The following is a 21532-nucleotide window of genomic DNA, read 5'->3' as shown; positions in this document are numbered from 1 at the left end:
CGTGCCGGGTGGATACTGCCCGTTGGTGCCCGTTTCGACATGGCGGTTTCCGCAGGCCGGACGGCGGATCGTGACGCTGGGTAGGGGTCCCCGTGCCCCATGCGGGGGCAACCCGTGCCCGTTCGGGGCCCGTTCGGCCGGGCATGATGGTCCACGGAGGCACGAGGAGAGGGGGCTGGACGGGGTGAGCGGGACAGCTGCCGACGGCCGTCGGCGCACGATCGTCGGGCGCGCCCGGCACGAGGGCGCGGTCGAAGTCACCGCGCTCGCCGCCGAGTTGGCCGTGTCGCCCGAGACGGTACGACGCGATCTGCGCGTCCTGGAGGAGCTGGGCCTGGTCCGGCGGACGTACGGCGGCGCGTACCCGGTGGAGAGCGCGGGCTACGAGACGACGCTCGCGTCCCGCACCGTGCGGCACGTACCGCAGAAGGCCCGGATCGCCGCGGCCTGCGCCGAGCTGATCGGGGAGGCCGAGACGGTCTTCGTCGACGAGGGCTACACCCCGCAGCTCATCGCGGAGGCGCTCCCCCGGGACCGTCCGCTGACCGTCCTCACGGCCTCGCTCGCGGCCGCGTCCGCGCTGGCGGGCCGGGACGGCACGCAGGTGCTGCTGCTCGGCGGCCGGGTGCGCGGCTCCACGCTGGCCACGGTCGACCACTGGGCGACGGACATGCTCGCCGGGTTCGTGATCGACCTGGCGTACGTGGGGGCGAACGGGATCTCCCGCGAGTACGGACTGACGACGCCGGACCCGGCGGTCGGACAGGTGAAGGCGCGGGCCGTGCGCTCGGCGCGGCGGCGGATCTTCGCGGGCATCCACACCAAGTTCGGCGCGGTGAGCTTCTGCCGGTTCGCCGAGGTGACGGACTTCGAGGCGATCGTCACGGACACCGCGCTTCCGGTCGGCGAGGCGCAGCGGTACGCGCTGTTGGGGCCGCAGGTCGTACGGGTCTGAGTTCGGGCCGTACGCGTCCGAGGTCCTGAGCCCCCGGTCACCGCCGGGCCCATAACCCGCGTCGTATGCCCTTCCGGGATGGCCCCATTCGTCATGTCCACGCTCATACTCGCGACGTACGTGTGAAGCCCGTGTGACGCGCGGGTGAGACGACGCGCACAACTACGCGTGTGCCGCCTCCCTGCCCGGCCGCACCTCTGCGCACGTACGGCAACGAACAGCTCTCCCACCCCCACCCACGAACGGAGTGGACGTTGCAACCCATCAGATGGACAGCGGCAGTGGCGGCGCTCGCGCTGACCACGGGGCTCGTGAGCACGCTCGCGAGCCCCGCGGCGGCCGAGGCGAAGCCCCCGCCCGCACCGCAGGCCACGTCCGCGGCGCGTGCGATCGCCGCAGCAGACGCGGCCGTGAAGAGCGGCTTCGACGCCGCGGTCAACGCGGCCTCGGAGACGTACGAAAGACGCCAGGTCACGCCCTGGGTGAAGGACCTGTACTCGGTGGCGTACGAGCGAAGATACCGGGGCCTGCCGGTGGTCGGCGGCGACGCGGTCGTGCTCGCCGACGGCGAGGGGAACGTACGCTCCCTCCAGTCGGCCTCGCAGACCCGCATCGACGTGTCGATCCAGCCCTCGGTCACCGCGAAGCGCGCCGAGACGGTGTCCCGCGGCAAGCAGGCGAAGACCGACAAGGTGACCAGCAGCCGCCTTGTCGTCAAGGTCAAGGACGGCAAGCAAGCACTCGCCTGGGAAACGGTTCTGACGGGCCGTCAGGCAAAGGCGCCGAGCAAGCTGCACGTCTTCGTGGACGCGCGCACCGGCAAGGTCGTCGACAGCTACGACGAGGTCGTCGCGGGCACCGCCAACAGCAAGTGGAACGGCCCGGCCCCGGTCGGCATCGACACCACCAACGCGAACGGCACCTACTCCCTGCGCGACCCCAACCGCCCCGGCCTGAGCTGCGCCGACTACGCCACCGGCCAGGTCTTCACCAAGTCCACCGACTCCTGGGGCAACGGCAACCCCACCTCCAAGGAGACCGGCTGCGCCGACCTGATGTTCGCGGCGCAGAAGCAGTCGGACATGCTCACCCAGTGGCTGGGCCGCAACGGCGTCAACGGGCAGGGCCGCACCTTCCCCGCCAAGGTCGGGCTGAACCAGCTCAACGCGTACTGGGACGGCAGCTCCGTCACCATCGGCCACAACAGCGCCAACGAGTGGATATCCGGCGCCGATGTCGTCGCCCACGAGTACGGGCACGCCATCGACTCCAACACCCCCGGCGGCACCAGCGGCCAGGAGTCCGGGCTCGGCGAGGCCACCGGTGACATCTTCGGTGCGCTCACCGAGGCGTACATGAGCCAGCCGTCTCCGTTCGACGTGCCCGACTACACCGTCGGCGAGATGATCAACCTCCAGGGCCGCGGCCCGATCCGCAACATGTACAACCCGCGCGCGGTCAACAACGACCCGGACTGCTACAGCTCCGCGATCCCCGGCACCGAGACGCACGCCGCCGCGGGCCCGATGAACCACTGGTTCTACCTGCTCGCCGAGGGCACCAACCCGGGCGGCGGCAAGCCGAACTCCAGCACCTGCAACCAGACCACGCTGACCGGCGTCGGCATCCAGAACGCGGGCAAGATCTTCTACGGCGGAATGCTGCTCAAGACCAGCAGCATGTCGTACCGGAAGTACCGTACGGCGACGCTGAATTCGGCCAAGAACCTGGACCTGGCGACCTGCAACCTGTTCAACAAGACGAAGGCCGCCTGGGACGCGATCAGCGTGCCCGCCCAGACCGCCGACCCGACCTGCACGCCGAGCGGTCAGAACAACGACTTCTCGATGGCGCTGAACCCTGCGTCGGGCACCGTCCAGCAGGGCGCATCGGTCACCACGTCGGTGGTCACCAACACCACGACCGGCACCGCCCAGTCGGTGGCGCTGACCGCGAGCGGCCTGCCCGCCGGGGTCTCCGCCTCCTTCAACCCGGCGACCGTGCAGTCGGGCCAGTCCTCGGTGCTGACGCTGAGCGCCACCACGAACGCGGCGCCCGGCGCGTCCACGATCACCGTCAAGGGCCAGGGCACCACGCTCTCCCACACGGTCGACTACGCGCTCAACGTTGGCGGCACCCAGCCGCCCAACGACCCGCCGGACATCAGCGTCGACAACGTCCGCGCGCACCTCGCCCAGTTCGGCACGATCGCCTCGCAGAACGGCGGCAACCGCCGGGCGGGCAGCGCCGGTTACACCCAGTCGCTGGCCTATGTGAAGGGCAAGCTGCAGGCCGCCGGGTACACGGTGACCGAGCAGACCTGCACCACCTGCACATATCCGTCGAACAACCTGATCGCCGACTGGCCCGGCGGTCCCGAGGACCAGACGATCATGTTCGGCGCGCATCTGGACGGCGTCTCGGCGGGCCCCGGCATCAACGACAACGCCTCCGGCTCGGCGACGCTCCTGGAGAACGCGCTCGTCCTCGCGCAGAAGAACCCGACGATGACCAAGCACGTCCGCTTCGCCTGGTGGACCGACGAGGAGCAGGGCCTCAACGGCTCCGAGTTCTACGTGAACCGGCTGACCGCCGCGCAGCGTGCGGCCGTCAAGGGCTACTACAACTTCGACATGGTCGGCTCGACCAACGCCGGCTACTTCATCAACAACGTCAACTCGACCACCGCCGCACCCCTGAAGGCCTACTGGGCCTCGCTGAACCTCGCCCCCGAGGAGAACGTCGAGGGCCAGGGCCGCAGTGACGACGCCTCCTTCCAGGCGGTCGGCATCCCGACGTCCGGATACGCGGCCGGGGCGAACGCCCGCAAGACCGCCGCGCAGGCCCAGAAGTGGGGCGGCACGGCCAACGCCGCGTACGACTCCTGCTACCACAGCGCCTGCGACACCCCGAGCAACATCAACGCCACGGCCTTGGACCGCAGCGCCGACGGTGTCGCCTACGGCGTCTGGAAGACGTCCGTGGGTACCGGCACTCCCACCCAGGACTTCTCCGTCGCAGTCAACCCGGCGGCGGGCAGCGCCAACCCGGGCGGCTCCACCACCGCGACGGTCAACACCCAGACGGTGAGCGGCAGTCCGCAGCAGCTCGCCCTGACGGTCTCCGGCGCACCGGCGGGCACGACCGCCACGCTGAGCCCGACCTCGGTCCAGTCCGGCAGCTCCTCGACGCTGTCCGTGCAGGTCGGCACCGGCACGGCGCCGGGTACGTACTCCCTGACCGTCACCGGCACCGGTACGACCTCCCACAGCACCACGTACACCCTGACCGTCGGCGGCGGCACCGGCTGCACGCCGCGCCAGCTCGTCACCAACAGCGGTTTCGAGAGCGGGAGTTCGGGCTGGACGGCGACCGAGGGCGTCATCACCACCCAGGCGGGCCAGCCGCCGCACGGCGGCACCTACAAGGCATGGCTGAACGGCTGGGGCTCCACGCACACCGACAGCGCCGCCCAGACGCTGACGATCCCGGCGGGCTGCGCCTCGTACAAGCTCTCCTTCTTCCTCCACATCGACACGGACGAGAACGAGAACGTCGTGTACGACCGCTTCACCGTCCAGGTCGGCAACCAGACGCTGGGGAGCTTCTCCAACCTGGACGCCAACTCCGGATACGCGGAGAAGACCTATGACCTCGCTCAGTTCGCGGGCCAGACCGTCTCGCTGAAGTTCAACGGCACGGAGGACCAGTCCCTCCAGACGTCGTACGTGGTGGACGACGTGACGGTGCAGGTCAACTGAGACCGACCGACACCCACCCGAGCGGTTCCTCTCCCGACTGCGAAGTCGGGAGAGGAACCGCTTTTCATACGTCGAAAACCAGCCAACGACCCACTCCCACCTGCGACTTACGGGACGATGTGAGCGGGGCCACACCCCCCACCCGTCTCCACTTAGGCAAGCCTAAGCTAAGTTTACTCCTGTCCGCCTCCCACCCGGAGGCACTTCCGTTCAGGAGATTGACTCGGCATGACCACCATCACCCGCCGCTTCCGTCGTACCGCCGCCACCGCCGTCGCCCTCGCCGCGGGCTCCTCCCTCGCGCTGACCGGCACGGCGACCGCACAGGCCAAGCCCGCCGCCGGTTCGACCGTCACCTCCGCCCAACTCACCGCAGGCCTCTACCAGTCCTCCTACTCCGAGCGGAACCACGTCCTGTGGGCGACCGCCGCCGTGGGCCGCCCGCCGGTCACCAAGTCCTCGCTGCTGAAGGTCGACCCGACCTCGCTGAAGGTGCGGGCCACATACACCCCGCCGGTCACCGACCCGGCCACCGGCGCCGTCGAGGCCGTCTACGGTGTCGCCGTCGACGACGAGCACAACACCGTCTGGACGACCAACACCCGCAACAACTCGGTCTCCGTCTACAGCCAGCGCGACGGCAAGCACCTGGCGAGCCTGCCGGGCGTGAACCACGCCCGCGAGATCGTCGTCGACGAGCGGCGCAACACGGTGTGGGCGAGCGGCTTCGGCGACGGCACGCTGGTCGCTTTCGACAGCCGTACGTATCTGGAGAAGAAGCGCGTCACGGTCGCGGGCACCCAGCCCACCGGTCTCGCCGTGAACGAGCGCACCGGCACCGTCTACGCCGCGGACCTGGGCGGCGACCGGATCGTCGAGGTCTCCCCGTACGCCAAGGAAGCCCGCTTCATCCCGGCCGGCGACGGCCCCATCTCGGTGGCGCTCTCCGCGGACGGCCGCACCGCCTACACGGCCGACCAGGCCGCGGGCACGCTCTCCGTCATCGACGTCCGCAAGGGCGCCGTCACCAAGAGCATCCCGACCGGGGCCGGTGCGCTGTCCGTCGCCACCGACTCGCGCACGGGCCGCGTGCTGGTTGCCAACCGTACGGCCGGCAACATCACGGTCGTCGACCCGCGCCAGGGCGCGGTCGTCGAGACCCTGGCCACCGGCGCCAACCCGAACCACGTCACGACGGCGCGCGGCACCGCGTACGTGGTGGACAAGTCCGCCGTCGGCGCCGAGCGCCAGGACCAGGCGCACCGGATCCGCATCGGCCGCTGAACCTGCTGTACGGGGGCCGGGGCCGCAGCCCCGGCCTCCCCGCTCCGGCTCACGCCCCGGCCCCCGTACGGCACACATGCCACTGGGCCCGACACGCACTCGCGTGTCGGGCCCAGTGGCATTCGCTGCGATTCGGCAGCCCCCATAGGGGCGCGGGCCGTACTTGATCTGCGGCTCCGCCGCGCGGGCGCGACCAGCCACGACGGCGCCGCAGATGAACACCGGCACCCCGCGGCACACCCAGCGGAGCGCCTAGGCTCCGCTGGCTCCCAGCATGTCCTCGCGCTCGACGAGCTTCACGCGGGCACGGCCCTGCGGCTCGCCGAGCGCCTTCTCCGCGGCGTCCAGCTTGTACCAGCCCTCCCAGGTGGTGAAGCGGACGTTCCGCTCGCCGAGGAACGCTTCCACGTCCTCCGGGGCGGGCGAAGCGGGCTCGTGCAGGCGGCCGTTGGCGTAGTCGTCCAGGAGGTTGGCGACCGTCTCGTTGGCATCGCCCTTGGTGTGGCCGATCAGGCCGACCGGGCCGCGCCTGATCCACCCGGTCACGTACGTCGACTGCAGGTGCTCGCCGGACTCCTCGACGACCCGGCCGCCCTCGTCGGGAACGGTGCCCGACTCGACGTCCCAGGGCAGCTTGGGCAGCTCGTCGGAGAGGTAGCCGACGGCGCGGTAGACGGCGCCGAGGTCCCAGTCCTTGAACTCTCCGGTGCCCTTGACGTTGCCGGTTCCGTCGAGGGCGGTGCGCTCGGTGCGCAGGCCGACGACCTCGCCGTTCTCGCCGAGGATCTCCACCGGGGACTCGAAGAAGTGCAGGAACAGCTTGTGCGGGCGGTCGCCGATGTCGCGGATCGCCCAGTTCTCCAGGGTCTTGGCGACCATGTCGGCCTGCTTGTTGCCGCGCCGGGTGGCGATCGAGCCGTCGTCGTAGTCGATGTCCTCGGGGTCGACGATGACCTCGATGTTCGGCGAGTGGTCGAGCTCGCGGAGCTCCATCGGGCTGAACTTCGCCTGCGCGGGGCCGCGACGGCCGAAGACGTGGACCTCCAGGGCCTTGTTGGCCTTGAGTCCCTCGTGGACGTTCGGCGGGATCTCGGTCGGCAGCAGCTCCTCGGCGGTCTTGGCGAGGATGCGCGCGACGTCGAGGGCCACGTTGCCGACGCCGAGGACGGCGACCTTCTCGGCCTCCAGCGGCCAGGTGCGCGGGACGTCCGGGTGACCGTCGTACCAGGAGACGAAGTCCGCCGCGCCGTACGAACCGTCCAGGTCGACACCGGGGATGTCGAGCGCCCGGTCGGCCGTCGCGCCGGTGGAGAAGACGACCGCGTCGTAGAAGGAGCGCAGGTCGTCCAGGCTGATGTCGCCCGGGTAGTCGACGTTGCCGAAGAGGCGGATCTGCGGCTTGTCGAGCACCTGGTGGAGGGCGGTGATGATGCCCTTGATCCGGGGGTGGTCGGGGGCCACGCCGTAACGGATCAGACCGAACGGGGCCGGCATCCGCTCGAAGAGGTCGATGGAGACTCCGGGCTCGGCCGCCACGGCGGATTTCAGCAGTGCGTCGGCTGCGTAGATCCCGGCGGGGCCGGCTCCGACAATTGCTACCCGCAGGGGGCGAGGCATGTTCAGGTTCCCTTCGAGGGGCGGCAAGCGAATCACCGCGAAGCCTAAACTAAGGCAAACCTAAGTCAGTAGCCGGGTCCGATCTATGACCCCATAAGGCTGGCTTATGGGGCCCCAAAGGAAATCGAAACCCTCCCTCCCCTTCTCTCCCCCGACGGCCGAACCCTCTTGACTAGATACCCCCCAGGGGTATGGTGAAGTCCATGGTGCAGCCGCCGCTCCGCAAGCGGCTCATGTCTTCAGGGGAGCGTCCGTCATGAACACAGGGCTCAAGATCACAGCTTTCGCCGGAGCCGTCGCCGCGACGTTCGGCGCGGCCTACGGAGTGGGCACGGCGGTCGGCCCCACCGGGGCGGACCAGCGGCCCGCGGCACAGGCCCCGCACGAACAGGACCCGGCCGGAGGCGGCGGGCACGAGGCCGCGGACGACAGGGCTGCGGGCGAGGGGGCGGCGGGCAAGGGGGCGGCCAGCGAGGGGGCGGCCCCCGCCGCCGGAGGCCTGCAGATCTCCGAGGGCGGCTACACCCTCGCCCTCGACACCCCGCGGGTCGCCGCGGGCGAACGCACCCGGCTCAGCTTCTCCGTCCTCGACGGGAACGGCCGCAAGGTCACCGCGTACCAGCGCGAGCACGAGAAGGAGCTGCACTTCATCGTCGCCTCGCGCGATCTGACCGTCTATCGCCACCTCCACCCGACCCGCGCCGCCGACGGCACCTGGAACACGACCGCCGACCTTCCGGCGGCGGGCGGCTACCGGGCGTTCGCCGACTTCAAGCCCGCGAAGAAGGGCGCCGAGGCACTCACCCTCGGCGCGGACCTGGCCGTCTCCGGCACGTACAACCCCACTGCCCTGCCCGCCCCGGCCCGCACCGCCCAGGTCGACGGTTACGAAGTGACCCTGGCCGGCGGCCTGAAACCGGGCAAGAGCGGCGAGCTGCGGCTGAGCGTCGCCAAGAACGGCAGGCCCGTCACCAACCTCCAGCCCTACCTCGGCGCGTACGGCCACCTCGTCGCCCTGCGCTCCGGCGACCTCGCCTACCTGCACGTCCACCCCCACGGCGAACCCGGCGACGGCGCCACGAAGCCGGGCCCGGAGGTCTCCTTCTCGGCCACCGCCCCAAGCCCCGGCACGTACCGCCTCTTCCTGGACTTCCAGCACGACGGCAAGGTCCGCACGGCCGCCTTCACCGTCCGGGCCGGTCAGGGCGACGCGGCCGGGAGCACGGCCGCGCCCGCCGACCGGCGGGAAGAGGAGAAGGCGCCGGGTCACGGCCACTGACCCGATGCCGCGCGAACGATGAGTTCCCGGCTTGCGGCAGGTCCTACCTCGCAGAGACTGTGATCAAGCGAAGGAGTGGCCGTGAACGACGATGTCTGGTCGATGGTGCACAGGGAGCGTGCCGCGCTGATCGAGGACCTCGCGCACCTCGACGACGAGCGGTGGGACACCCCGTCGCTCTGTGCCGGGTGGACCGTGCACGACGTGGTCGCCCACCTGGTCGACACCGCCCGTACGACGCGCCTCGGTTTCGTGTCCGGCATGGTCAGGGCCCGGTTCGACTTCGACCGTCAGAACGCGCGCGGTGTGGCCCGCGAGCGTGCCGCCTCGCCGCAGGAGACCTTGGAGCGGCTCCGCCGGGTGGCATCGCGCACGTCGACGCCACCGGCCCCGCTCGACAGCCGCCTCGTCGAGGAGGTGGTGCACGGTGAGGACATCCGCCGGCCACTGGGTCTCACCCGCGGCTATCCGCAGGAGGCCGTCGTCCGGGCGCTCCGCCTGCAGACCCGTACCCCGGAGTCCTTCGGCGGAGCCAAGGAACTGATGTCCCGGGTCCGGCTCTCGGCGACGGACACCGACCTGTCGATCGGACAGGGCCCGGAGATCGGCGGAACCGCGCTCGCACTCCTCCTGACCGTCTCCGGGCGGCGGGTCGCACCGGACGAGCTCACCGGACCGGGGGTGGCTGCCTTCGGCCGGTGACCCGCGTCCGGCATCACGCGTCCGGCCTCACGCCTCGTGCTGGTAGGCCGAGTACGTCAGATAGCCCGCGTCGCCGCCCTGGTAGTACGTGGCCTCGTCGACGGGGGCGATCGGGAGTCCGGTGCGCAGCCGCTCGACCAGGTCGGGGTTGGCGATGAAGGCGCGGCCGAAGGCGATGAGGTCGGCGCCCTTCCCGAGCCAGTGGTCGGCAGCGGCCCGATCGGTCTGCTTGGGCCCCATCGGGAGCACCGGATTCATGATGAGGGTGCCCGGCCAGGCGCGGCGGAGGTCGACCAGCACCTCTTCGTCGGTGGTGGCTTCGAGATGGACGTAGGCCAGGCCGAGGCCGGCCAGTTCGGTCAACAGCTCGGTGTAGAGCGCGCGCACCTCGGTCTCCTCGACCCCCCAGAAGGAAGTGCCCGGGGAGAGCCGGATGCCGGTCCTGGAGCCGCCGACGGCCTGCGCGGTCGCGGACACCGCCTCGACGGCGAACCGGATGCGGTTGGTCACCGAGCCTCCGTAGCGATCGGTGCGCAGGTTGGCGTTGGACGACAGGAACTGTGAGATCAAGTAGCCGTTGGCGCCGTGGAGTTCGACGCCGTCGAAACCGGCGTCGACGGCCCGGCGGGCGGCCCGGGCGTACGCATCGGCGTGCTCGGGCACTTCGGCGGTGTCCAGGGCCCGTGGCGTCGGCGTCGGCTGGGGCCCGGTGGGGGTGAAGACCTCACCGACGGCGGGAACGGCGGAGGGACCGACCGGCTGCAGCCCGGTGGTGTCCGGATGGGACACCCGTCCCCCGTGCATGAGCTGGGCGAAGATCCGTCCGCCGTTGGCGTGCACGGCATCGGTCACCGGCCGCCATGCGGCGACCTGTTCGTCGGTGTGAAGTCCCGGCGTACCCGGATTGGACTGGCCGATCAGGCTCGGCTGAACCCCTTCGGACACGATCAGCCCCGCGGTCGCCCGCTGGGCGTAGTGGGTGGCCATCGACGGCGTCGCCAGACCGCCCTCGGCAGCCCTGACCCTGGTCATCGGGGCCATCACCACCCTGTTGGGCAAGGTCAGTTCGCCGAGCCGGTAAGGCTGAAAGAGGTCTGACATCTGCGGGCTCCCCTGCATCAGTGCTCAACAACACCCGTTCTTCGGGCTCGCCAGCTACGCTAAAACCTCACATCAGTGTCAGAGGCAAGCGACTTGGGCCACCGATTCACCACAGGAGAACGACGTGCGCATCGGAGAACTGGCAGCACGCACCGGGGCCAGCATCCGCTCGCTGCGGTACTACGAGGAGCAGGAACTGCTCTCCAGCGAACGCAGCAGCAGCGGACAGCGCCACTACACGGACACCCACATCGAGCGGGTGGCGCTCATCCAAAGCCTGCTCACCGCGGGCCTGTCCAGCCGCACCATCCTCGAACTGCTCCCTTGCGTCGACGCCCCCAGCAGGTCGAACTCCGACGCCGCACTGGCCCGGATGGCCCAGGAACGCGAACGGCTCTCCGACCACATCGCCGACCTCCTGCACACCCGCGACGCACTCGACAAACTGATGGCGGAGAACAGGCGCGTCACGCGGACCGGGGAGCACCGGTAGCGCCCCACGGGCCCGTGCACGACTCGCCCCGGGTACTCAGCCGAGGAAGCTCAGCCTGACCTTGCGGTCCGGGTTGTCGACGTTGGTGTCGACCAGGCAGACCGACTGCCAGGTGCCCAGTTCCAGGTGGCCCGCGATCACCGGCAGCGTGGCGTGCGGCGGGACCAGGGCGGGGAGGACGTGGTCGCGGCCGTGGCCGGGGGTGCCGTGGCGGTGTCGCCAGCGGTCGTCGGCGGGGAGGAGCGTGTGCAGGGCGGCGAGGAGGTCGTCGTCGCTGCCCGAGCCGGTTTCCAGGACGGCGATGCCGGCGGTGGCGTGCGGGACGAAGACATTGAGGAGCCCGTCGCGGCCGGCGGCCGCTTCGGCGAGGAAGTGGGCGCAGTCCGAGGTGAGGTCGGTGACGGTCTCGGTCGGGCCCGTGGTGAGGTGCAGGACGCGGGTGGTAAATGTGTCGGCCATATTTCCATGTTCGCGCACCGGGGCCGAAAGTGGCCGTCAGGTGGGATTCGGCATCCGGATGGTGGGACGACGGTTGACCGTGTCCGGGGGTGGTGGCTACGTTCTGCGCCATGTTGCGTTCGGCTCACCTCACCACGCGCGGTCACATCGACCTGCTGCGGGTGGCTTCCGCTGCCTGTCGCCGCGGCTGCTGACGCTCGTTCTCTCCGGTTCTCCCGCTGATCTGGTCGCGGGGTCTTCCGTTCCGTTCGTTCTCCCTGGCGTGTGCTCCGCCCTGTCGTGATGTCGTCGGTCAACTTCCTTCGGCTGTGCGGGTGTTGAGGCGCGTCCCGGGTTCCGCTCTTCGTGGAGTTGATTCATGACTGTCAGCCATGCGCCGCCGGACATTTCGCCTTTGTCGGGACCGGAGGAGCAGGAGGTGAAGGAGGGGCGGGCACCGTCGAGCGCGGGGCCCGAGCTGGAGCCCGTGCGGCCTCGGGGTTCCAGGAAGGGGTGGCTGCGGGGCGTGCCCCGGTGGGTGCGGCGGGCCGTCGGGCCGTTGCTGCTGCTCGCGCTCTGGCAGGTGTTCAGCGCGACCGGGGTGCTGCATCCCGATGTGCTCGCCTCGCCCGGCACGATCGCCCGGGCGGGTGGTGAGCTGATCGCGGACGGTACGTTGCCCGACGCGATGGTCACCTCGCTCCAACGCGTGGCGGCGGGGCTGGTGCTGGGCGTGGTGGTGGGGGTCGTTCTCGCCCTAGTGTCGGGGCTTTCGCGGCTGGGCGAGGATCTCGTCGACGCGAGCGTGCAGATGCTGCGGACCGTGCCGTGGGTCGGGCTGATCCCGCTGTTCATCATCTGGCTGGGCATCGGCGAGGCGCCGAAGGTGGCCCTCATCGCGCTCGGGGTCGCCTTCCATCTCTATCTGAATGTCTATGCCGGGATCCGGGGCGTTGATGCCCAACTTGTGGAGGCCGGAGAGGCGTTGGGGCTCGGCAGGTGGGGGCTGGTACGGCATGTGGTGCTGCCGGGGGCGCTTCCCGGGGCGATGACCGGGTTGCGGTACTCGCTCGCCACGGCATGGCTGGCGCTGGTCTTCGGCGAGTCGATCAACGCCGACGCCGGTATCGGGTTCCTGATGAACCAGGCGCGGGAGTTCTTCCGTACCGACGTGATCGTGGTCTGCCTGGTCGTGTACGCATTCCTCGGCCTGATCGCCGATGCCGTCGTCCGTCTCCTCGAAAGGCTGCTGCTGCAATGGCGACCGACCTTCACCGGACAGTGAGTCCGGGAACAGTGAGTCCGGGAACAGTGAGTACAGGATCAGTGAGTCCCGGTTCGAGTGCGGCTTCGGCCGATGCCCCTGCGGCCGTACGGGTGGCGGGGCTGACCCGTTCGTTCGACGGGCGGCCGGTGATCGACGATCTCGAACTGACGCTGCGGCCGGGGGAGTTCACCGCACTCCTCGGGCGGAGCGGGTGCGGGAAGTCCACCCTGTTGCGGGTGCTTGCCGGGCTCGACCGGGAGATCGAAGGAACCGTGCTCGTACCCAAGCGGCGGGCCGTTGCGTTTCAGGCGCCACGCCTGATGCCGTGGAAACGGGTGTGGCGCAATGTACTGCTGGGGCTGCCCGGGGATCCCGGGCGCGAGGTGGCCGAGGCCGCACTCAAGGAGGTCGGGCTGGAGCACCGGTCCGCCGCCTGGCCCAAGACACTGTCCGGCGGAGAGGCCCAACGGGCCTCGCTGGCGCGGGCGTTGGTGCGTGAGCCCGATCTGTTGCTGCTCGACGAGCCGTTCGGCGCACTGGACGCGCTGACGCGGATCAAGGCTCAGCGGCTGGTCGCGGAGCTCTGGCAGCGGCGCGGCTGCGCGGTGCTGCTGGTCACCCACGACGTGGACGAGGCGCTGCTGCTCGCGGACCGTGCGCTGGTCATGCGGGACGGCGTCATCGCGTACGAGACCGAGGTCGGACTCGACCGGCCCAGGACCGTCGGAACCCCGGAGTTCGCGGCACTGCGGTCGCAACTGCTGTCGGAGCTCGGCGTGGACGAGACCGGCGGGATCGAGGGAGCCGGTGAAGCTGAGGGAGTCGATGGGACCGGTCGAGCCGGTGGAACCGGGCGGGCTGGTGGGACCGGCACGGCCGGTGGAGCCGGCCGGGTCGGCGAATCCGTACCGCATGCCGTCTGAGCCGCACCCCGCACCCCCGTACCCCCGCACCCCCGCACCCGGACACCGTCCGCCCCATCCGCCCTGTCCGCCCCATCCACCCCGTGTCCCGAGAGAGATCCGATCCGCCATGAAACGGCCACTCTTTTCCGTCGCCCTGCTGCTCCCCCTGACCGCTTCCCTCCTGCTCACCGGCTGCGGCGGTTCCCCGGCCGCCAGCGCCTCCGGCGACACGGACGGATCCGGTTCCCTCACCCTCAACGTCGGTGACCAGAAGGGCGGTTCGGAGGCGATCCTGCGGGCCGCCGGTGAGCTCGACAACCTCACGTACCGGATCAAGTGGTCGACCTTCACGTCCGGTCCACCGCTCCTCGAAGCGATCAACGCCAAAGCCGTGGACGTGGGAGCGGTCGGCAACACTCCGCCCGTCTTCGCAGCGGGCTCCGGCTCGAAGATCTCGGTGGTGGGTGCCTCGCACGGCTCCTCCGCCGGCGAGGCGATCGTCGTGCCGAAGGATTCACCGCTGAAGAAGCCTGCGGATCTGAAGGGCAGGGCGGTCGCCGTCGCCCAGGGCAGTTCGGCGCACTACCAGTTGGTCGCCTCACTGAAGAAGGCCGGGCTCGGCATCGGCGACGTGAAGCTGAAGTACCTCCAGCCGGCGGACGCCCTGGCCGCGTTCAGCCGGGGGAAGGTGGACGCGTGGGCGGTGTGGGATCCGTACACCTCGCAGGTTCTGCACACCTCGGACGCACGGGTCCTGACGACCGGTCAGGGTGTGACCAACGGCCTCTCGTTCCAGGTGGCTTCGCCCGGCGCGCTCAAGGATTCCGCGAAATCGCGGGCCATCGGTGACTACATCGACCGGCTGGAGCGGGCCCAGGCCTGGGTGTTCAAGCACCCGGAGGCATGGGCGAAGGTCTGGTCGAAGGAGACCGGGCTGCCGTACGAGGTGGCGCTCGCCGCGGTGAAGCGGTCCCACGGGACGCGGGTGCCGGTCGCCGTCGACGACGCGGCGATCGCATCGGAGCAGGCCATCGCGGACACCTTCGCCGAACTCAAGCTGATTCCACGGAAGTTCCCCTTCAAGGACTTCGTCGACACGCGGTTCAACAAGTCGCGGCCCGCATCCAGCACCGCTCCCCTCTCGTACGGAAAGGCGTCCTCCTGATGAGCGTTCATCTGCACTGGTTCCTGCCGACCGGCGGCGACGGGCGTACGCTCGTCGATCGGCACGCCTACACCGACGGCGGCATCAGCCGCTCGCGGATCGCTTCGGTGAGCGGGGTGCGGCAGCCCGACATCGAGTACCTCGCCCAAATAGCCAAGGCCGCCGAGCAGTTGGGCTTCGAGGCGGTGCTGACGCCGACCGGGACGTGGTGCGAGGACGCCTGGCTGACGACGGTGGCACTCGCTCAGCACACCGAGCGGCTGAAGTTCCTGGTGGCGTTCCGGCCGGGGGTGATCTCGCCGACGCTGGCCGCGCACATGGCGGCGACGTACCAGCGGATCACCCGGGGGCGGCTGCTGCTGAACGTGGTGACGGGCGGGGACTCCGTCGAGCAGCGGCGGTTCGGCGACCACCTCGACCACGACCGGCGGTACGCCCGTACCTCGGAGTTCCTGAAGGTGGTGCGCGGGGTGTGGGGCGGCAAGCCGTACGACTTCGACGGCGAGCACTATGCGATCGAGGGCGGGCTGACCGCGCTGCCGCCGGACCCGCTGCCGGAGATCTTCTTCGGCGGGTCGTCACCGGCCGCGGGGCCGGTGGCCGCCGATCACGCCGATGTGTATCTGACCTGGGGCGAGCCGCCCGCCCAGGTCAAGCAGAAGATCGACTGGATTCGGGGGCTCGCGGAGGAGCGGGGCCGGAAGGTCCGGTTCGGGATCCGGCTGCACACCCTTTCGCGCGATTCGGCGCGGGAGGCGTGGGCGACGGCGGACCGGCTGCTCGACGATCTGAGCCCGGAGGCGATCGCCACCGCGCAGGAGGCGCTCGGCAAGAGCGAGTCCGTGGGACAGCAGCGGATGCTGGCGCTGCACGGCGGTTCGCGGGAGGGCCTGGAGATCTCGCCGAACCTGTGGGCGGGCGTCGGTCTCGTACGGGGCGGGGCCGGGACCGCGCTGGTGGGCAGCCACGCGGACGTCGCGGACCGGATCGAGGAGTACCACTCGCTCGGCGTCGAGCACTTCGTACTGTCCGGGTATCCGCATCTGGAGGAGGCGTACTGGTTCGGGGAGGGGGTGCGGCCTGAGCTGGTACGGCGGGGGCTGGTGGTGCCGCAGGGGTAGGCGGAGGCCCGGGCAGAGGGGCTCAGGCGGCGGAAGTGCATCCGCCGCGTGTGACGGGAAGATCCACGGCCCCCACCCTGTTAGTAGAAGCATGAACAACATCGGGGTGCGGGACGTGGCCGTCGTCGTCATCGGTGCGGGGCAGGCCGGACTGTCGGCCGCCTACCATCTGCGCAGGTCGGGGCTGGTGCCCGAGCGGGACTTCGTGGTGCTCGACCATGCTCCGGAGGCGGGCGGCGCATGGCAGTTCCGCTGGCCCTCGCTGACGTACGGGAAGGTGCACGGGATGCACTCGCTTCCCGGCCTTGAGCTGACGGGCGCCGACCCCCGGCGCCCGTCGTCCGAGGTCATCCAGGAGTACTTCGCGGAGTACGAGGAGACCTTCGGGCTGCGTGTGCACCGGCCGGTGGACGTGCGCGCCGTCCGGGAGGGGGATGACGGACGGCTGCGGGTCGAGACCTCGGAGGGGGTGTGGTCCGCGCGGGCGCTGATCAGCGCGACGGGGACCTGGGGCCGGCCGTTCTGGCCGCGCTACCCGGGCCAGGACCTCTTCCGTGGACGGCAGCTGCACACCGCGAACTACCCGGGTCCCGAGGAGTTCGCGGGGCAGCGGGTCGTGGTGGTGGGCGGAGGCGCATCCGGTACGCAGCACCTGATGGAACTCGCGCCGCTCGCCGCGGAGACGACCTGGGTGACCCGGCGGCCTCCGGTGTTCCGGGAGGGCGAGTTCACCGAGGAGTGGGGGCGGGCGGCCGTCGCACGGGTCGAGGAGCGGGTACGGCGCGGGCTGCCGCCGGAGAGCGTCGTGTCGGTGACGGCCCTGCCGGTGACCGAGGCGATCCGGGCGGCGCGGGACAGCGGGGTGCTGGAGCGGCTGCCGATGTTCGACCGGATCACGGCGGACGGAGTGGCGTGGGACGACGGCCGTTCCGTGGCGGCCGACGTCATCCTCTGGGCGACGGGATTCCGCGCGGCCGTCGACCACTTGGCACCGCTGCGGCTGCGGGAGACGGGCGGCGGGATACGGATGGAGGGGACGCGGGTCGCCCGGGACGAGCGGATTCACCTGGTGGGGTACGGGCCGTCGGCGAGCACGATCGGGGCCAACAGGGCGGGCCGGCAGGCCGTGCGGGAGGTCCTGCGGGTGGTGGGCGGTGAGGTGGGGCCGGGTGCGGGGGCGGTGGCCGTGGCGGCCGGGTGAGGGGTCGTCCCGCCGGGGGAGGCGGGTGCACGGGGGCGAGACGGGTGCACGGGGCGGGACGGGTGCACGGGGGCGGGACGGGTGCACAGGTGCGGGGCGGTGGGTGGCGCGGGTTGTCTGCGGCGCCGGCCCCTCCCCGCCCCTTCATCGCTGTGACACTCTGCGGCTCCGCCGCGTGGCGCCGGCCGCGGGGCAAAGCCGGTTCACGGACTGCGTCCGCGCGTCCTCAAACTCCCCCAAGGTCTTAAGGACCAGGGGGTACCCCCTCGACGGGCTGGGACACCTAGGGGCGCGGGGAACTGTGCGACCAGCCACGACGCACCCGCGCAGGAGAACCCCGCCCAGCCGGGGGGGGCAGGCCCTGGCCGGGTGCGAGCCTCCCCTCACCCCGTCCCCTTCGCCCCGCGCCGGATCTCGTTGAACTCCTCCACGTTCCGCTTCTGGACCTCGTAGTCGTCCGTGAAGCGGGTGTCGCCCGGCTTCACCGTGACGAAGTACAGCCAGTTCCCCGGTGGCGGCGTCCGGGCGGCGCGCAGTGCCTCAAGACCCGGGTTGCCGATCGGGGTCGGGGGCAGGCCCTTGCGTTCGTACGTGTTGTACGGGCTGTCGATCCGGGTGTCCTCGTGCGTGGTGTCCAGCGTGCTGCGGTTCATCGCGTAGTTGAGGGTGGAGTCCATCTGGAGCGGCATGTCGCGGTCCAGCCGGTTCTGGATGACCCGGGCCACCTTGCCCATGTCGGCGGACGTGTCCGCCTCCGCCTGGACGATGCTGGCGACGACGAGGTCCCGGCGGACCGCGGGGCCGGTGCCGAAGCGTTCGTTCGCCGTCTTGACCATGTAGGTGAGCAGGCTGGACGCCGTCGTCGTGTCCTTGACCGGGTACGTCGCCGGGAACAGATAGCCCTCCGGGTTTCCGTCGGCCGCGGCGGGCAGGGCCAGGTCCGTCGACGCGGCCGCCTTCTTCGCGGTGCCGGGCGCGGCCCCGACGGCCTTGTCCACCGCCGCGTACACCTGCGAGGAGCGCCAGCCCTCCGGAACGGTGAGGGACTTGGCCTGCTCGCCGCCCTCCTCCTTCCACAGCAGGAGGAGCACCGCCCCCGCACCGAGGACGGCGATGACGCACACCAGCAGGGCCAGCCGACCGCGCCGGGACCTGCGGCGCTTCGGCGGGGGCAGGACTTCCGGGGACCCGTGGGACTCGTACTCCATGGCGGAACGCTAACCGCCCGCGGACCCGGTTGCCCGAACCCCCCGCCCACTTTCCGAACCGGAGGGAACACGCGAACAAGGGATCGGGTGTTCGCTGGAACGCGTGATCGTACCGGATCTCCTTGCTCAACTCCCTTGTGGCGCACGATGCTTACGGTGCGCAAGCGACGGGCTGCAGACCGCGATTGCGCAGTCCCACACATGCACAAGTACGCGAGTACGCAGCACAAGGAGAACCCAAGATCATGAACCTCATCACCGACCTTCTCGCCGGCTTCTTCCACTTCCTGGGCTGGCTGGTCTGACCGAGGTCTCGCCGCGGCGCCGTCCTTCCCCCGTCCCAGGGGAGGGGCGGCGCCTCCGCGTGTGCCGGGGAGTCGCAGTCGCGGGGCGGAGCGTCGTAGCTCTGGTGGTCGACGACGGTGTCCGGGGCGCGGTCGTCGACGGGCCGGAATCCGGGGAGAGCGACGTCCGTCGGTGCCCGCACGGCCGGTGATCATGCCGTACGGTCCCGGGCCGCCCGCGCTCAGGGTGCGGCCGGGACAGCCTCGGTGGATTCGGACGGAGTCAGCCGGGCGTCCCTGCGCACCAGGGCGGCATAGCGGCCGTCCCGCCTCAGCAGTTCCTCGTGCGTGCCCCGTTCCGATATCCGGCCCGCGTCCAGGACCACGATCTGGTCGGCGTCGCGGACGGTGGACAGACGGTGGGCGATGGTGATGGTGGTGCGGCCTGCCGAGAGGGAGTCGATGGCCTGCTGCACGGCGTGCTCGGTGCGGGTGTCGAGGGCGCTGGTGGCCTCGTCCAGGATGAGGACGGGCGGGTCGCGCAGGATGGTGCGGGCGATGGCCAGGCGCTGCTTCTCGCCGCCGGAGAAGCGGTATCCGCGCTCACCGACGAGGGTGTCGTACCCGTCGGGCAGGGAGGCGATGTGGTCGTGGATCTGGGCGGCCTCGGCGGCAGCGCGCAGTTCGTCGTCGGTGGCGTCGGGCTTGGCGAAGCGCAGGTTCTCGGCGACGGAGGCGTGGAAGAGGTACGTCTCCTGGGAGACGACGCCGACCGCGCGGGCCAGCGAGTCGAAGTCCAGGTCGCGGACGTCGGTGCCGTCGAGGGTGACCCGGCCGCCGGTGACGTCGTACAGCCGCGGCACGAGGTAGCTCAGGGTGCTCTTGCCGGAGCCGGTCGGGCCGACGACGGCGAGGCTGCCGCCGGCGGGGACCGTGACGTCGATGCCGGTGAGGGTGGGGCCCGACTTCTCGTCGTAAGCGAAGTCGACGCCCTCGAAGCGGACTTCGCCCTTGGGGGCGGGGATGCGGACCGGCTCGTCGGGCTCGGTGATGTCGACCGGGAGGTCGAGGTACTCGAAGATCCGTTGGAAGAGGGCGAGCGAGGTCTGCATCTGGACGCCGGTCGACAGGAGGCTGACGGCGGGGCGGAGCAGGCCCTGCTGGAGGGAGACGAAGGCGACCAGCGTGCCGAGGGAGACGACCGGGGCCCCGGCGTTCATCGTCAGGCCGGCCGCCCAGTAGATGACGGCGGGCATGGCTGCCATCACGATGCCGATGGTCGACATCCGCCAGCGGCCGGCCATGCTGGACCGGATTTCGAGGTCGACGAGGCGCTCGGACTCCTCGGTGAAGTTCTTGGTGAGGGAGTCGGAGCGGCCCATGGTGCGGCCGAGCAGGATGCCGCTGACCGACAGGGACTCGGTGATCGTGGCGGACATGGAGGCCATCTGCTTCTGCCGCTGAGTGGTGATCTTCTTTCGTTCGTGGCCGACCTTGCGGCTGATCCACACGAAGAGCGGGAGCAGCAGCAGCGAGACGACGGTGAGCCGCCAGTCGAGGGCGAGCATCGCGACGACGGTGGCGACCACGGAGGTCAGGTTGGAGACCAGGGACGTCGCGGTGGAGGTGACGGTCGCCTGCATGCCGCCGATGTCGTTGGCGATCCGCGACTGGACCTCGCCCGTGCGGGTCCTGGTGAAGAAGGCCAGCGGCATCCGCTGGAGCTGGGTGTAGACGGCGGTGCGCAGGTCGTGCATGACGCGCTGGCCGACCGTGGTCGAGATCAGGGTCTGCAGGACGCCGAAGACGCTGGTGACGACGGCCGTGACGATCATGCCGACGGCGAGCAGCGTCAGCAGGCCCGTGCGGCCCTGCGGGATGGCGACGTCGAGGATCTCGCGCAGCAGGAACGGCGAGGCGACGCCGACCAGCGACGAGGCGCCGACGAGCAGGCCGACCAGGGCGAGCCGGGCGCGGTAGGGACGGAACAGGCGCAGGATGCGGCGGACCTCGGCCGGCGGCTGCTGCTTGCCCGGCTCGGGATCGGGAGGCGTCCAGGGGTTCGCGTGGCGTTCGGGGTTCATGGGCTCCTTCGGAGGGTGCGTGGAACGGAGATGTCAGAGCGTAGTTCATTGTTACCTATACTCACAATGCACGGGGTCCTGTTATTGTTCCCGGTATGAGCAACACTGCGGAAACCCGTTCGGACAAGCCGGAGAGGCCGGAAGAACCGGAGAGGCCGGGGAAGTCGGAGAGGCCGGAGAAGTCGGAGCGGCCGGACACCCGCGCCGACGACGGCATGCTGGCCGAGCAGCTGCTGCGGCTGACCCGGCGCCTGCACCGCGCGCAGAAGCGCCAGCTGGAGCCGATCGGCATCACGCCCGGCCAGGCCCGGCTGCTGCGCGTCGTGGCACGCTTCTCGCTGCCCGACGGCACCTCCCCGCGGATGACCGACCTCGCCCGCAGCCTGGAGGTCGTGCCGCGCGCCGTGACCACCCTGGTGGACGCCCTGGAGGAGCAGGGCCGGGTGCGCCGGGTACCGGATCCGGCCAATCGCCGGGTGATCCGGATCGAGCTCACGGACACCGGCCGCACCACCCTCGGCGACCTGCGCAGCGCGCGCCGCGACGCGGTGGAGGACATCCTGGCTCCATTGACCACCGTGCAGCGCAAGCAGCTCGGCGGCCTGGTGTCCACCCTGATCGACGGGGGTACGTACCCCTGCTGAGCAGGACCAAGCCCGTGAGAGGA

At 70.6% G+C, this 21532-nt stretch carries 18 protein-coding genes; 13 read left to right on the top strand and 5 right to left on the bottom strand.

Annotated elements, in window-relative coordinates:
• The first annotated feature begins 184 nt into the window (after window positions 1-184).
• The 3 genes from ACH4SP_RS26105 (at window position 185) to ACH4SP_RS26095 (ending at window position 6000) form a co-directional block, all read left to right on the top strand.
• The gene (locus ACH4SP_RS26105; protein WP_398417981.1) at window positions 185-955 is read left to right on the top strand and encodes a DeoR/GlpR family DNA-binding transcription regulator; all 771 of its coding nucleotides are present in this window, start codon (window positions 185-187) and stop codon (window positions 953-955) included.
• A 254-nt stretch (window positions 956-1209) separates the two neighbouring features.
• Window positions 1210-4716: a M28 family peptidase gene (locus tag ACH4SP_RS26100; RefSeq protein ID WP_398417980.1), complete on the top strand. Its 3507-nt coding sequence runs from the start codon at window positions 1210-1212 to the stop codon at window positions 4714-4716.
• A 228-nt stretch (window positions 4717-4944) separates the two neighbouring features.
• Window positions 4945-6000 (top strand): YncE family protein, encoded by a 1056-nt coding sequence (locus tag ACH4SP_RS26095; RefSeq protein ID WP_398417979.1) that lies wholly within the window; start codon window positions 4945-4947, stop codon window positions 5998-6000.
• A 252-nt stretch (window positions 6001-6252) separates the two neighbouring features.
• Here the strand turns inward: ACH4SP_RS26095 and ACH4SP_RS26090 are convergent, their stop codons facing one another.
• Window positions 6253-7617 (bottom strand): FAD-dependent oxidoreductase, encoded by a 1365-nt coding sequence (locus tag ACH4SP_RS26090; RefSeq protein ID WP_398417978.1) that lies wholly within the window; start codon window positions 7615-7617, stop codon window positions 6253-6255.
• A 256-nt stretch (window positions 7618-7873) separates the two neighbouring features.
• Between ACH4SP_RS26090 and ACH4SP_RS26085 the strand changes: the two genes are divergently transcribed.
• Together ACH4SP_RS26085 and ACH4SP_RS26080 are read left to right on the top strand one after the other, a co-directional pair.
• Entirely contained in the window at window positions 7874-8896 is a 1023-nt protein-coding gene (locus ACH4SP_RS26085) for a hypothetical protein (RefSeq protein WP_398417977.1), read from the top strand.
• Between the two features lie 102 nt (window positions 8897-8998).
• Window positions 8999-9598 carry a maleylpyruvate isomerase family mycothiol-dependent enzyme gene (locus ACH4SP_RS26080; RefSeq protein ID WP_398418376.1) on the top strand — a complete coding sequence of 200 codons (600 nt, stop codon included), beginning with the start codon at window positions 8999-9001 and terminating at the stop codon, window positions 9596-9598.
• Window positions 9599-9625: 27 nt separating this feature from the next.
• On the opposite strand, the gene ACH4SP_RS26075 is transcribed toward ACH4SP_RS26080, so the two are convergent.
• Window positions 9626-10699 carry an alkene reductase gene (locus ACH4SP_RS26075; RefSeq protein ID WP_398417976.1) on the bottom strand — a complete coding sequence of 358 codons (1074 nt, stop codon included), beginning with the start codon at window positions 10697-10699 and terminating at the stop codon, window positions 9626-9628.
• 124 nt (window positions 10700-10823) lie between these two features.
• On the opposite strand from ACH4SP_RS26075, the gene ACH4SP_RS26070 reads away from it, so the two are divergent.
• Window positions 10824-11192 carry a MerR family transcriptional regulator gene (locus ACH4SP_RS26070; RefSeq protein ID WP_398417975.1) on the top strand — a complete coding sequence of 123 codons (369 nt, stop codon included), beginning with the start codon at window positions 10824-10826 and terminating at the stop codon, window positions 11190-11192.
• Between the two features lie 36 nt (window positions 11193-11228).
• Here ACH4SP_RS26070 and ACH4SP_RS26065 read toward each other — a convergent pair whose 3' ends face one another.
• The gene (locus tag ACH4SP_RS26065; protein ID WP_398417974.1) at window positions 11229-11651 is read right to left on the bottom strand and encodes a YjbQ family protein; all 423 of its coding nucleotides are present in this window, start codon (window positions 11649-11651) and stop codon (window positions 11229-11231) included.
• Window positions 11652-11761: 110 nt separating this feature from the next.
• Between ACH4SP_RS26065 and ACH4SP_RS26060 the strand changes: the two genes are divergently transcribed.
• The 6 genes from ACH4SP_RS26060 to ACH4SP_RS26035 all read left to right on the top strand — a co-directional run bounded on the left by ACH4SP_RS26060 (window position 11762) and on the right by ACH4SP_RS26035 (window position 17289).
• Complete coding sequence (locus ACH4SP_RS26060) at window positions 11762-11845, top strand: putative leader peptide (RefSeq protein ID WP_362415960.1); 84 nt, start codon at window positions 11762-11764, stop codon at window positions 11843-11845.
• Between the two features lie 164 nt (window positions 11846-12009).
• Window positions 12010-12915: an ABC transporter permease gene (locus ACH4SP_RS26055; RefSeq protein WP_398417973.1), complete on the top strand. Its 906-nt coding sequence runs from the start codon at window positions 12010-12012 to the stop codon at window positions 12913-12915.
• Window positions 12888-13820 (top strand): ABC transporter ATP-binding protein, encoded by a 933-nt coding sequence (locus ACH4SP_RS26050; protein WP_398417972.1) that lies wholly within the window; start codon window positions 12888-12890, stop codon window positions 13818-13820. The genes ACH4SP_RS26055 and ACH4SP_RS26050 overlap by 28 nt, the downstream gene beginning before the upstream one ends.
• 109 nt (window positions 13821-13929) lie before the next feature.
• On the top strand, window positions 13930-14967 hold the full coding sequence (locus tag ACH4SP_RS26045) for an ABC transporter substrate-binding protein (protein ID WP_398417971.1): 1038 nt from the start codon (window positions 13930-13932) through the stop codon (window positions 14965-14967).
• Window positions 14967-16088 carry an LLM class flavin-dependent oxidoreductase gene (locus tag ACH4SP_RS26040; RefSeq protein WP_398417970.1) on the top strand — a complete coding sequence of 374 codons (1122 nt, stop codon included), beginning with the start codon at window positions 14967-14969 and terminating at the stop codon, window positions 16086-16088. The genes ACH4SP_RS26045 and ACH4SP_RS26040 overlap by 1 nt, the downstream gene beginning before the upstream one ends.
• A gap of 106 nt (window positions 16089-16194) precedes the next feature.
• On the top strand, window positions 16195-17289 hold the full coding sequence (locus ACH4SP_RS26035) for an NAD(P)-binding domain-containing protein (protein WP_398418374.1): 1095 nt from the start codon (window positions 16195-16197) through the stop codon (window positions 17287-17289).
• A 383-nt stretch (window positions 17290-17672) separates the two neighbouring features.
• On the opposite strand, the gene mltG is transcribed toward ACH4SP_RS26035, so the two are convergent.
• Together mltG and ACH4SP_RS26025 are read right to left on the bottom strand one after the other, a co-directional pair.
• Window positions 17673-18497 (bottom strand): endolytic transglycosylase MltG, encoded by an 825-nt coding sequence (gene mltG / locus ACH4SP_RS26030; protein ID WP_398417969.1) that lies wholly within the window; start codon window positions 18495-18497, stop codon window positions 17673-17675.
• Between the two features lie 526 nt (window positions 18498-19023).
• Entirely contained in the window at window positions 19024-20865 is a 1842-nt protein-coding gene (locus ACH4SP_RS26025; RefSeq protein ID WP_398417968.1) for an ABC transporter ATP-binding protein, read from the bottom strand.
• Between the two features lie 95 nt (window positions 20866-20960).
• Between ACH4SP_RS26025 and ACH4SP_RS26020 the strand changes: the two genes are divergently transcribed.
• On the top strand, window positions 20961-21509 hold the full coding sequence (locus ACH4SP_RS26020) for a MarR family winged helix-turn-helix transcriptional regulator (RefSeq protein ID WP_398417967.1): 549 nt from the start codon (window positions 20961-20963) through the stop codon (window positions 21507-21509).
• Window positions 21510-21532: the final 23 nt, after the last annotated feature.

It is taken from the genome of Streptomyces sp. NPDC021093, assembly GCF_044333135.1.
Taxonomy (GTDB): Bacteria; Actinomycetota; Actinomycetes; order Streptomycetales; family Streptomycetaceae; genus Streptomyces.
This window is presented reverse-complemented; position numbering and strand designations above follow the sequence as displayed.